This is a genomic window from Prevotella sp. oral taxon 313 (genome assembly GCF_003043935.1).
Taxonomy (GTDB): Bacteria; Bacteroidota; Bacteroidia; order Bacteroidales; family Bacteroidaceae; genus Prevotella; species Prevotella jejuni.
In genome coordinates this window covers 1,768,803-1,782,093 of sequence record NZ_PYXE01000001.1, presented here as the reverse complement: position 1 = coordinate 1,782,093, position 13,291 = coordinate 1,768,803, and the positions used below count along the sequence as shown (strand labels likewise).

Below are 13,291 nucleotides of genomic sequence, written 5' to 3'. Positions count from 1 at the left end.
GTTAGGAACGTTACAATAAATATATTGTTTGATAGATGAAAAAGATTATATATATAATAGTCGTGTGTCTGACGATGGGGATGCTCTCTGGTTGTACCCAGTATAATTTCGATGACACTGGTCTTGCCAATGGTAAGCACGATATGACGATGTGGGAATATTTCAAACGCGATAGCTATAACTGGGATTCTCTCTGCGTGATGACTGAGCGTGCTGGTTTAGTTTCTCTTTTCCAAGGTACAAGTCAGTACGGCAAGAACATCACGTTCTTTGGTCCTACCAACAATAGTATCCGTCGTTATCTTTATGATAATAATATGGAAAGAGTATCTGATATTCCTGTTGCGGACTGTAAAAAGTTTATCTTGAATAGTGTTTTACCTAACAAGCGAGTGATGCTTGATGATTTTAAGGAGGGTGTTAAGTCGTCTGATGCATCAACACCTATCGGTAAAGGGGGTGAGACTGTTGAGATGGCTTCAGGTAAACAGTTATGGATTTATACCTTCCGTGAGTCTTACAACAGTGTTCCTGGTGCTGGACCTTTGCGTATCCATTTGGTTTCTCCGACGACTACCAAGACCTCTGACGTTGCTTCATGTAATATTGAAACAAACACGGGAGTGGTTCACTCACTTGTATATGACTTCAACTTAACCGACTTTTAAAAATGAAAAAGATGAAGAAAGGAATCGCATTGCTATGCCTTATGGCCCTTACAATAGGTTTTATGGTATCATGTAGCAAAATGGATGTTGGCTATCTGAGAACAACGGGAGCATCTTTTACTCCCGACTCACTTAATGCCTTTCATAATGTAGACTCAACGAGTGACCGTGGTAAATACAAGCTGCCATTCGTTTCTACACGTATCCAAGGTGTTGCAGGAACCAACCCTATCAATTATGAGTTGTCTGGGGTTAAGGCTGACAACCAAGAACAGGCACAGTTGTTTATGAAACTCTACAAGGAAGGTAAGATTTCTGTGACTGGCGGCTTGATAGTAGTTACGCAAGATGCTGCACAACAGTTGCCTAATGGTAGATATCATCTCTCTATCAAGGTGTATAATGAAGACCATGAGGCTGTCTTGGAGAATATCTTCAAGGTGGTCGTGACTGATGATAAGCTACTTGTCGACTAATATTAATAATGGTAAATGACAAGTGCACATACTACGTTCAGTGTTGATTGAATATGTATTCTCGTCATTGTATGAGAAAGACAGACATGAGTAAATCTCAATGCTGTAAGTAGATGATGGTTAAATAGATAAATTGAATAAAACAATCCATTAAAAACAGATTAATATGAAAAGATGTAGATATATCTTACTGCTTGTATCTCTTTTGATGATGGCAGTTCAGCTCCGTGCACAGCAGGGTACAGAAGCAGCAAATGGTATTAAGTTCTTTAAGGGAACTTTCAGTGAAGCTTTGGTAAAAGCTAAGCAAGAGAATAAGATACTGTTTGTTGACTTCTACGCAGTGTGGTGTGTTCCTTGTAAGAAGATGGCAAAGACTGTTTTCACACAAGAGGAAGTAGGAAAGTATTTCAATGAACACTTTATCAGTCTGCAGTTAGATGCTGAGAAGGGTGAGAATGTTGATATCGCCAAAAACTACAAGGTAGCAGCATATCCAACAGTAGCTTTTATTGCACCAGATGGCAAAGCTTTGTCTGTGAATACAGGTGCGATGGATAAGGATGAACTCATGGAAGCTGCTAAGATTGCTGCTGGAGAGAGTGTAAGTTTTGAGGAACTTTACAACAAGTATAAGGCTGACAACAACGACCTTGACGTTCAGCAGCAACTTCTTCTCAAGGCACCATCATTCTTGCAGGCGCAGGAAGGTATGGATGCAGATAAGTGGGTGACCCGTCTACAGAAACTTTATAAGAACTATGTAGCTGCTAAGGCACCATTGAAGCTTATCAATGAGAATGACTATCGTATCATTCTAACATTGGAGGGTGATGAAGATAAGGAGCACAAGCAGTATATGATTGACCTTATGAACGACCACCTTGATGACTGGATGAAGAAACTTGGTAAGGCACCTGCCTACTATATTGTTGAGGCTAACGACATCTTCGCTGAGGATATGGCAAAAGATGGCAACGTGAAGTATAAAGACTATGTAGAGAAAGTTAAGAACCAGTATGCAAAGGCATACGAGGTTGTTGGCTTGACAGGTATTACTCCATACGAGAAAGCAAAGCTCTACTTTGATGCTCTCTACAACTTGTATAAGAATAAAGATATAAATGGCTATGTGAAAGCTATGGAAACCTATTTTGGTAAGATGGAGAACAACCTCCGTTCAGCCGACTATGGTAAGGCTGCACAGAACCTTTACATGGCTGCAGGCAAGAGTCTGAAGGCTAAGGATCATGAGGTAGCTATCAAGTGGGCAGAGAAAGCTTTGTCACAGGAAGATGCTGTGATGGACCGTGTCAACTATATGGTAATGATAGGTGACTCTTATCGTGAATTGAAGAACTATACCAAGGCACGTGAATACTATAACCAGGCATTTGCTGAGACACTCCGTTTAGAGAATATGGAGATGCCACAGGCTATGTTGCAGGGTGCAATCAAGCAGAAGCTCTCTACGCTCGAACTCCTTGAAAAGTAAACAATGACTATGTTCAAGAATATCACTAAATGCCTATCGAGCGTGCCAGTGGCACTGCTCATAGGCTTTTTGTTTTCCCCCTTTAGTCCTGCCAATGCGCAGATGAATGGATTGCGAAAGGGGAAACTGGCAAATGGACTTACTTATTATATCTATAATGATGGTTCTGCTACTGGTGAGGCACAATACTACCTCTACCAGAATGTTGGTGCTATCTTAGAGAATGATGAGGAAATGGGATTGGCGCACGTGTTGGAGCACTTGGCTTTCAATACGACAGACCACTTCCCTAATGGTGTGATGAACTTCCTTCGCAGTAACAACCTCAATGACTTTGAGGCTTTCACAGGTGTTGATGATACGCGTTATGCGGTTCATAACGTACCAACCAATGATGTGAAGCTAAATGAGAATATGCTTTGGGTGCTCCGTGACTGGTGCCATGGCGTCAAGATGACCCCTAAAGACATTGAAAAGGAACGTGGTATTATCCTTGAGGAATGGCGTCATCGTTCGGGAGTAGACCGTCGTCTGACAGATGCCATTGCACCTGTTGTTTATAATCATGCAGGTTATGCTACTCATAATGTGATTGGTTCACAGAAGATTCTGGAGACCTTTCAGCAGAAGCAGGTAAAGCAGTTCTATGATAAGTGGTACCGTCCTAATATGCAGTTTATTGCTGTTATCGGTGATGTTGATGTCGACCAGATGGAAAAGGATATTCAGATGGTCTTCAAGACATTACCAGCTAAGCAAGCCCCTGCTGTAAATCCACAGACAAGACAGATACCTGACAATGGCACACCACTCTATATGCGTTTCATTGATCCAGAGAACAAGAGTGCTTCTTTTGGCCTTTATCAACGTTATGAGGTGAAGGGCAACGCTCCAGAAGAGGACCGAGTACGTCAGTTTATCTTCACTAAGTTCTTCAACACATTGGCTCCAAAGCGTTTTGTGATGTTGAAGAATGCTGATAAGGAGAGTTATATTGCTGCTGAGGTGAGTCTATCTCCTTTGGTACGAAACTATTATCAGATGGCATGGGACATGGTTCCCTATCAGGGTAATGAACAGAAGGCGCTTCAACAGATGTTAGCTGTGCGTGATAACTTGCGCGACCAAGGCTTTACTGCTGCTGAGTTCAATGCTGAGAAGGAGAAGATGTATAATGGAATGAAGGATGTCCTCGAAGCAAAGGGATTAGGTACACCAGACAATGCTTTGATGCTTTTCCGTCAGAACTTCCTCTATGATATTCCTGTACAAGACTTCCGCGGACAGATTAACCGTAACCTTGAGACTTTGGTTGAGTTAGAGGCTGAGGACATGAATGCTTGGATGAAGTCATTGCTTAATGACAATAACCTTGCTTTTGTCACTTATTCTAAGTCGCAGAGTGAGATGAATATCACTGAGAATGACCTTATGGCTGCATTGAAGGAAAAGAGTTCATTCAGCGATATGGCTCATGCTGATGGTATGAAGCCTATCAGTCAGTTGATTGACTTCCCTCTGACAGGAGGAAAGATTGTTTCTGAAAAGCAGTTGAAGACTTTGCAGGCAAAGGAGTGGACACTCTCTAATGGTGCGAAAGTTCTTTATCGTTACGTTCCAGAACTGAGTGGTAAGTTCCTCTTTGCTGGTTCTGCAGAAGGTGGGAAGTCTATTGTTCCTGCACAAGAACTTGCTAACTATAATGCAATGCGTTCACTCTTGATGCAGTCAGGTGTATATAATTACAACCGAAATCAGTTGGCGCAGTGGCTACAGGGTAAGAATATCAACCTCTCCCTCTCATTGGAAGACTATAGTGATGGTATCGGTGGTAATGCACCTGTTGACAAGGCTGACGATTTCTTCAGCTATCTGTATTTGATTCTGTCACGTCAGAACTTCTCAAAGTCTGCCTTTGATAAGTATGTCCAGCGTAACCTCTACGTTTATGAGAATCGTGCAACAACAGGTATGGCTGCCGTACAGGATTCTATCCAGCAGTTGCTTTATCCGGTTAGTGCGATGAATCCACGTCAGAATGAGACTTTCTTTAAGTCAGTTCAGTTTGATAAGTTACAGGAACAGTTCCAAGCCCATCTTGGTGATGCGTCTCGTTTCACCTATTGTCTTATTGGTGATATTCCAGAAGCAAAGGCAAAAGAGTTGGTTCTTCGCTATATTGGTTCTCTCAAGGGTGAAGGTAAGCCTGTGAAGACTGCTATCCAGCCAATGGATTTCTCGTCATCTACGCCTGTTATCAAGCGCACTTTCGAGACTGAGACAGAAGGTGGTATGGCAGAGATTGAGATTTCATTTGCCAATAAGCAGAAACTTTCTGAGCGTGAGCAAGCTGCTCTGGAAGTGATGCGTGGACTCTTGGAGCGTCGCTATTTTGATGTATTGCGTGAGAAAGAACACCTTACTTATACCGTAGGTGTACAGAGCAACTATACTTCACAGCCAGTAGCTGGCGAGAGCCTTAACATCCATCTTTCTACTGCAAAAGAGAATGCAGACAAAGCTGTTAGCCTTGTTTATAGTATTCTTGATGATGTAAAGGCTGGCCGTTTCTCTGCAGATGAGTTCAAGGCTGCAATGGTACCTTTGGCTGTTGATGAGGAACAGTCTGGTGCAGCATCACAGTCTAACAGTGATCCATCAGTTTGGATGGCTTTGTTGAACATCTATGCTGAGACGGGCAACGAGCTTTCTCCAAATGATAATGCCGCTTCCGCACCAGTATTCAAGACGCTTACACCACAAGATATCACAGCTGTAGCTATGAAAGTGATGACAAATGCTAAGCAGCGTGAGATTATCGTTAAGCCTGCTGCACAAGAGGGCAAACGCACGTTTAAGTAAGTCTTAATGGCAATTGAGTATAAAGAATAAGGGATGCAGTCGTGCATCCCTTTTTCTTTTGTGTTTTCTTTAATTCTGAAGTGGTATAGCGTCTTATCTATCCCAATTCTTATACTTACCCTATTGCAGACATCTTCATCATTAGTAGGTAGTCGTAGAGTAGGTTGATAACCTTATCCAGTACTCCTCTCTATCTCGGAGAGGCTCCAGAGGAGAGGTCTTTAATAATCCTCTTTATATTTATCCGTCTCAATATAGATATAAATCTTGTACTCAGGGAAAGCGGTACGCATATTCTTTTCGATGTCGTTAACCAACTGAGGTGCTTGCGCTTCATATTCGCTCTTGACGTCAATCTTTGCAGTGACAAGGATGTCATTAGGACCGAGGTGAATGGTCTTGACGTTGATGAGGCGGTTGATTTCTGTTCTGTTGAATGTCTCTTTGATACGAGTTAAATCCTTCTGCGTGACACTCTCACCAATAAGCAAACTATAGAACTCACGTGCGAGGAAAAGAGCTGCTGCACAGAGGAGCACACCAATCAATACACCCGAGAGGGCATCATAGAAGGGATTACCTGTGAAGTGGGTAAGAAGTGTACCGCCTAAGGCTATCAGCAGACCAACAACAGCGCAACTATCTTCTGCAAAGATGATAAGGATTTCACTGTGACGGCTCTCTCGCAAGAAACGATAAAGTGATAGATTGTCCTTGTTCAGTTCCTTAATCTCCTTGAAGGCAACCCTTAGACTGACAGTTTCTACTAAGAGTCCGAAGGCCAGAATACCAATGACGAGCCATGTATTCTCCAAGCTGTGTTCTGGGTGAAATAGCTTCTTAGCAGCTTCCATGATACCTAAGGCACCACCGGCGAAGAACAACATCATTGCAACAACTAAGCTATAGAAATACTTAGCACGTGCCTGTCCGAACGGATGTTTATCTGATATCTTCGCTGTTGACTGTCGGTTGCCTACTAACAGTAGTATTTCATTGCCACAATCTACGATACTATGGATTGACTCATTCAACATAGCGGCTGAACCAGACACTGCAAAACCAATAAACTTAGACACAGCCACTAAGATGTTTGCACCTAACGCTGCAATAACACTCATCATTCCTTCACTTTTCTTTTCCTTTTCCATATCTTGTTTTAAGCTTTTCTATACTGGTATTTATCTACCAAATGTATTCTGTAACGTACTTACTACTTTCCTGTTTGTTATTCTTATTTAGTGTTGTCACCACTTCTTCAATGCGCGTGGGACGTCCTTCCTTATCATACTCCGTTGTCAGTTGTGACTTGAAATCGAAGTCTTTATCTTTTGAACTGAAGCTATAGCTGCTAATATCTCCTTTCGGAATAACACCCATATAGCCCAAAGTGATGAAGGGGATAGGTATTCTTATACCACTACCAAACATCCACAAGAAATAGAAGTTGTGGTAGGCTGCCTTCTGTCCTGTCTCTCTGTAGGTGATATTAAATGGTCTATAAGGAAACATCTTCTCTCCTTTCCATTGGAAGTTATAGGTTGTTCTCCCACAGATAACGTTCGGTGTGTCACGACAAATGAGTTTTCTCTTATTATCGTAGGTGTATGTGTAGTAGCCAGGAGTGTTATTCGCTTCTACGATAAGTCCGTTCTTAACTATGTAATAGCCATCGAGGAGTTCATCTAACTGGTCTTTAATATGCGTCTTATGAATGTGAATGGTATCACCAGCATAGGAGTAAGTGTAATCCTGCAAGCTATCTGTACCCACACGCTCTATGATGAGCTGTCCTTTTTGGTTACAATAATAGGTGAGTGTATCCTTACTCCTCTCCGGATTCGTTGTTACGTCTTTGATAATCGTCAGATAACGATGTAGTTGTTCTCCGTGATAAGTTATCTCTTCAGCTATTCCAGAAGGAACAGACGAACATGAGAAAAACAAACTAACAGCCATGATAGCCAGTAAGAACAGTCTGATGTTTTTGTATAAGTCTTTCTTCATTTGTTCTTGATAGTTAGGGAGTTTGTTTGTATATGCGGAGTTCTGCAATCTTGCATAGGAGATAGTGGGTAGCAGTAAGGGACACATACTCCCTTTTCAGATGGGGAAACGAACTTCTTTAAGTCTTGTTCTTCTACAGTCAGCCTTACTTCTTTGCTGCCTTCTGTGCCTCCTTCACCATTTTCAGACGTTCCTCATAGATAGGATGCCACTTGTTAATCATTGCTTGAAGGTCCTTGCTTCTTTGCTCCAGTTCACGGTATTCATCCGTGTTTGTTTCGTTGTTCTGGCTTTTTGTCAGCATCTGTTGCAGCATTAGTTTCTGCTGTTCATCAGCCTTCTTGAGCTGTGCACCAAGTCTTTCAAGGCTTTCCATGAATGCCAGTGCACGGTCTATATGATTTTCTTTCTCCATCTTTTTATTATCTTCTAATGTCTTTTATCTGTGTACAAAGTTACGGAAAAAGTTCAGTATGACCACCGCTTCCAAATTATTTTCATGAAAAGAAATATTTATTTACGTGAAGAAAAATATTTTTTTTCATGAAAAGAATTCGTAGTGAGGCGTTTTCTTCATAAACTTCATGCGTAAGACGGGATTTTATAGTATCTTTGCAAGTAGATAAAAGAACACATTTTAGATGGAAAAGAAGAAACAGATAGATTGCTTTCTACCGTATAGTACAGCTGCAATAACGCAGTCGCTCGCTGCACAGTTGCACGAGTCAGGTGTAGTGAAGAGTATATACACGTTAGCTGCCGATGTCCCACCTACTGAGGCACTGCCTCAGTACACCCATCACCTGCAGGCAGGCAGCTTGCTTTCCCTTGCTACTATGCGCCTTATTGCGATTACAGCAACAGCCGATTATGCCCTGTTTTATTTGAAACAGGGGCCTGTCACGTTAGGTTATCATGCCCTGGAACGTATGCTGCAGGTGGCCGAAGAGACTGAAGCAGCAATGGTTTATGCTGACCATTACTCAGTGGAAGCTGGCAAGACGGTCAAACATCCCGTTACAGCTTATCAGTTGGGTAGCATCCGTGATGACTTCGACTTTGGCTCTGTAGTACTTCTTAAGACTGACTACCTGAAAGAGTTTGAAGCAAAGAAAGAGATTGCAAGAGATTATCAGTATGCTGGTTGGTATGCTCTTCGTCTGTTCTTAAGCCGTAAGGGAGAACTTTTCCATCTGAATGAATATCTCTATACGGAGGAGGAAGACGACCTACGTGCAAGTGGCGAGAAGCAGTTTGATTATGTGAATCCACGCAACCGTGAGGTACAGATTGAGATGGAGCAGGCTGCAACAGCACACCTCTCTGCTATCAATGCCTTGGTAGATACAACGCAATATGCACAGCCAGACTTCTCTGCTGAGACTTTCCCAGTGGAGGCGTCAGTGGTGATTCCTGTCTTTAATCGTGAGAAGACAGTACGCGATGCGGTTGTATCAGCACTCTCACAGAAGACAGACTTCCCTTTTAATGTCATCGTTGTCGACAACCATTCGACAGACGGAACGACGGAGATTCTCTCTACTTTGGCTGCTGATGAGCGTCTTGTGCATCTTATTCCTACACGTACAGACCTCGGTATAGGTGGCTGTTGGAACTATGCTATCAATGATGCGCATTGCGGTCGCTTTGCTGTTCAGTTGGATAGTGACGACCTTTATTCCTCTGAGAATACTTTGCAGGTCATTGTCAATGCTTTCCATGAGCAGAAGGCTGCAATGATTGTCGGTTCTTATCGTATGTGCGACTTCGATCTTAATACCCTTCCTCCGGGTTTGATTAGCCATAATGAGTGGACAGAGGATAATGGTTGTAACAACGCCCTACGTATTAATGGGCTCGGTGCACCACGTGCTTTCTTCACTCCTCTGGTTCGTCAGCATCAGTTCCCTAATACAAGTTATGGCGAAGACTATGCGATGGGCTTGGCTTTTAGTCGTCGTTTTCGTATTGGAAGGATATACGATGAGCTTTATCTCTGCCGTCGTTGGGGTGGAAATAGTGATGCTGTACTGAGCATTGATAAGGTTAATGCCAACAATCATTATAAAGATCAGCTTCGTACAGTTGAGATTCTTGCACGTCAAAAGCAGAATAGAGACAGAGAGAAAGGGCTAACTGATTTTTTTCATAACCAGCTGAACCAATGGAAAGACGTTGCAAAACGTTTTGAAGAGTTGGTGGGTGTGCAGACGCGTGAGGTGGGTTCAGCCCTTGCGCAATTCAATCCTGCACGCTTGGTAAGTACAGGGGCGAAGATTGATAAGGCTACGCTGGCTAAGCGTCCTTGCTTCCTTTGTGAGAAGAATCGTCCAAAAGAACAGATTGTTCTGCCTTTTGGGAATGATTTCGATATCCTTGTCAATCCCTTCCCAATCCTTCCAGTACATTTTACGATACCTTCTCGTCATCATCAACTGCAGGCAATAGCAGAGAATTATGTACAGATACATCGCTTGCTAAGAGCCTATCCGCAGCTGATGGTGTTCTATAATGGTCCGAAGTGTGGGGCGAGTGCTCCTGATCACCTCCACTTTCAGGCAGGAACAAGTGGTATTCTTCCTTTACAACGTGACTGGCAACGGCTTTATGAGACCTCTGTTCCACTCTTAAAACTGAATGATGCTGAGGGAATCTATGAGATAAAAGATTATATCTGTCCTGCTTTAGCTATCGTGAGTCATACAGAGAAGCATGATGTTGAGCTGTTCAGCCATTTATATGAAGCACTTCCAATGAAGGAAGATGAGACTGAGCCGATGATGAATAACGTGGCATGGCGCAGTGGAGAGGCGTTTATTTCAGTCGTATTCCCACGTGAGAAGCATCGTCCTGATTGTTATTCTGCTGACGGAGAGGCACAGTGTCTGGTCAGTCCGGGTAGCTTGGATATGGCAGGATTGATGATATTGCCTCGTCAGAGCGACTTCGAAGGGATGACAGCAGAGCGTGCTAAGGACGTTTTACAAGAGGTCTCACTGTCAGATGAGGCAATGAAAGATGTTGTGAAACGGATTCACAATAAGGCGGTTGACCTCGCTTTCGATGATTGGAAGCACGAACCTATAGTTTCGGTAGGTATCGTTAGTGGCGACGAAATACGTTTCCAGCTGAATGGTACTTATACAATAGGAAACAAAGAGGTGACTGGTAAGCAGATTGTAAAGTTCAAAGACGGACAGATTCTGTGGAATTCTGCGGTCTATCAAGAACTTTGCTTCACCCCGCAAAATGATGATATATCCTTTACTTTGGAGGATGTTACTATCGGAGTAGACTTCCATTGGGAGCGCAAAGAGGCACAAACCTTCCTCGGAAAGCTACGTTTTGTTGTCGATGGAGATAAGCTCTGGGCTATTAATGAACTACCTGTAGAACGTTATTTAGCAAGTGTTATCTCAAGTGAGATGAGTGCTACCTCTTCATTAGAGCTTTTGAAGGCACATGCTGTAATCTCTCGCAGTTGGCTTTTGGTACAGATGAGAAGACGAAAATCCATCGAAATGGGTGTTCAGACAGCATCTGCACCTGTAAAAGTGTCGGATGAAGAAGGTGTGGTATGGTATGATAGCGATGCACATACCTTGTTTGATGTATGTGCAGACGACCATTGCCAACGTTATCAGGGTATTACGAAGGCAACGAGTCCACATGTTGAAGAGGCTATCAAGGCTACACGTGGACAGTTGTTGATGAATGGAAAGGAAATCTGCGATGCTCGTTTCAGTAAGTGTTGTGGAGGTGTTTCGGAGGAATATGAGTACTGTTGGGATAATACTCATAAGCCCTACCTGCTCTCTGTAGTAGATAATGCACCTTTGGGAACAGCCCCTGAGATTGATCTTACTGATGAGAAGACGGCACAGGAGTGGATTCTGTCGTCTCCAGAGGCTTTCTGTAATACAAAAGATGCGGCAGTCTTGGGGCAGGTGCTTAATAACTATGACCAAGAAACACAAGACTTTTATCGTTGGACAGTAGACTTCAAGCAGTCAGAACTTGCTGAACTAATCCGTCGTAAGAGTGGTCTTGATTTCGGAGAGATTATTGACCTCCAACCTTTAGAACGTGGTAAGAGTGGTCGTATCACGCGTTTGAAGATTGTAGGAACAAAGTTCACACGTATTATCGGTAAGGAATTAGAGATAAGACGCACGTTAAGTGAGAGTCATCTCTACAGTTCTGCTTTCGTGGTAGAACGTAGTGAGGTGGTGAATAACGCCCCACAACACTTCCGTCTTGTGGGTGCAGGATGGGGACATGGGGTCGGCTTGTGTCAGATTGGTGCTGCTGTGATGGGCGAGAAGGGCTATCTATATACCGAAATCCTCCACCATTATTATCAAAATGCAGCGATTGAAGCACAATACAAATAGCGAATAGCATCATGCGTGACGACCAGAAGATTATCAATGGGATACCTATTATGAGTCGGTGGCGTAGCCATTGGCTTTGGCTGCCTACGCTTTATCTGACACGAGGACTACCATACGTTATCTTATTGATGACTTCCTTGGTTTATTTCAATCGTATGGGTTTGTCGAATGGAGCGATAACACTTACTTCGTCATGGTTCCTTCTTCCATTTATTCTGCGTCCGTTACTGGCACGACTCGTCGTGGGCTATTGGAGTAGATATACGTGGATAATCCTCGCAGAGTTTGTTATGACAATAAGTCTTGGAGGTTTAGCACTTGTCGCAACCTCTGCTAATTGGTTTGAATGGACCGTCTTCTTCTTGATGATAATAGCCACTGTGGCTGCCTTACATGACGTTGCTGTCGAACGACTCTATAAGCGTGAAGCTGCTTTATACCATCGTCCAGGGTTCTTTGGAGTACGAGCTATCTCTTATATGCTGTTGTCTCTTATTATAGGAATGGCTATCCCGATAACAATAGCGGGTAATTTAGAAGTGATTAATAGGACTATAGCACCTTCATGGGCAAGGATTTATTGGGTGCTGTCTGCTGTTGTCGCTTCTTTGATGGGGTTCCATATCTTCATCCTTCCCAAGGATAGTCTGCATGCAAACCTCCCTATATGGACTGGTGTGACGCGTCAGTGGTGGCATGACGTTAAGTCTGCCTTTGTTCGTCGTCCTCATTATGTGGCAAGCCTGTGCTTCCTTTTCTGCTTCCTTATCCCAGAAGGGATGTTCTTTAGGATTGCTCCTCTCTTCTTGATAGACCCAGGTAGCAACGGTGGATTAGCCCTCTCGCCACAGGAGTTAGGCTTAGTCTCGGGGACGATAGGGACGTTCTCGTTGATAGCAGGCTGTATCTTCGGAATAGGACTGGTTCGTCGGGATGGTCTGAAACGCTGGTTATGGTTATTTGTTGTCGCTTTAACCTTACCAAAGTTTGTCTTTGTCTATCTTAGCTATTACTTTGTTTCTACGCTGTCAATCATCAATATCTGTATGATTATCGAACAGTTCGGAACAGGACTTGGCTTGATTGTTTACGTCGTTTGGCTTACGCATTGTACAAAAGGTGAACATTCTATCTTTACTTACTCGATAGGTACGGCCATAACTGCCTTCTCCTGGGTGATGACAGGGTGGTTTACAGGGTTCTTACAAGAGTATGTTGGCTATCGCTTGTTCTTCCTTCAGGTAGCACTGCTGGGTGTTATCAGTCTTATCGTGACCTGTTTTATACCCGTAACGGAGGAGGTAGGGAAGCGTAAAGGATAGGTCTTACTTGATATGAGAGGGTTATTATGGTTTGTATTTAGCCGTTAACCTTTACAAAAAAGTAATG

9 protein-coding genes are annotated in these 13,291 nt (G+C 43.1%); 6 read left to right on the top strand and 3 right to left on the bottom strand.

Translation table 11 applies throughout. The features are described from left to right. Nucleotides 1-35: 35 nt before the first annotated feature. From AXF23_RS06990 to AXF23_RS06975, 4 genes are all read left to right on the top strand, one after another. A complete protein-coding gene (locus AXF23_RS06990; RefSeq protein WP_107624801.1) occupies nucleotides 36-668 on the top strand; it encodes a fasciclin domain-containing protein in 633 nt (210 codons plus the stop codon). A 2-nt stretch (nucleotides 669-670) separates the two neighbouring features. Beyond that, a complete protein-coding gene (locus AXF23_RS06985) occupies nucleotides 671-1,144 on the top strand; it encodes a hypothetical protein (RefSeq protein WP_107624800.1) in 474 nt (157 codons plus the stop codon). 166 nt (nucleotides 1,145-1,310) lie between these two features. Next, nucleotides 1,311-2,639 carry a thioredoxin family protein gene (locus AXF23_RS06980; protein WP_107624799.1) on the top strand — a complete coding sequence of 443 codons (1,329 nt, stop codon included), beginning with the start codon at nucleotides 1,311-1,313 and terminating at the stop codon, nucleotides 2,637-2,639. A 9-nt stretch (nucleotides 2,640-2,648) separates the two neighbouring features. After that, on the top strand, nucleotides 2,649-5,501 hold the full coding sequence (locus AXF23_RS06975) for a M16 family metallopeptidase (protein ID WP_107624798.1): 2,853 nt from the start codon (nucleotides 2,649-2,651) through the stop codon (nucleotides 5,499-5,501). 221 nt (nucleotides 5,502-5,722) lie between these two features. On the opposite strand, the gene AXF23_RS06970 is transcribed toward AXF23_RS06975, so the two are convergent. The 3 genes from AXF23_RS06970 to AXF23_RS06960 form a co-directional block, all read right to left on the bottom strand. Continuing rightward, a complete protein-coding gene (locus AXF23_RS06970; RefSeq protein WP_107624797.1) occupies nucleotides 5,723-6,652 on the bottom strand; it encodes a cation diffusion facilitator family transporter in 930 nt (309 codons plus the stop codon). Nucleotides 6,653-6,686: 34 nt separating this feature from the next. Continuing rightward, a complete protein-coding gene (locus tag AXF23_RS06965; protein ID WP_107624796.1) occupies nucleotides 6,687-7,508 on the bottom strand; it encodes a hypothetical protein in 822 nt (273 codons plus the stop codon). Nucleotides 7,509-7,653: 145 nt separating this feature from the next. After that, nucleotides 7,654-7,923: a hypothetical protein gene (locus AXF23_RS06960; RefSeq protein ID WP_107624795.1), complete on the bottom strand. Its 270-nt coding sequence runs from the start codon at nucleotides 7,921-7,923 to the stop codon at nucleotides 7,654-7,656. 226 nt (nucleotides 7,924-8,149) lie between these two features. Between AXF23_RS06960 and AXF23_RS06955 the strand changes: the two genes are divergently transcribed. After that, complete coding sequence (locus tag AXF23_RS06955) at nucleotides 8,150-11,902, top strand: DUF4922 domain-containing protein (RefSeq protein WP_107624794.1); 3,753 nt, start codon at nucleotides 8,150-8,152, stop codon at nucleotides 11,900-11,902. Between the two features lie 11 nt (nucleotides 11,903-11,913). Then, nucleotides 11,914-13,224, top strand: a complete 1,311-nt coding sequence (locus tag AXF23_RS06950; protein ID WP_107624793.1) for an MFS transporter — start codon at nucleotides 11,914-11,916, stop codon at nucleotides 13,222-13,224. Nucleotides 13,225-13,291: the final 67 nt, after the last annotated feature.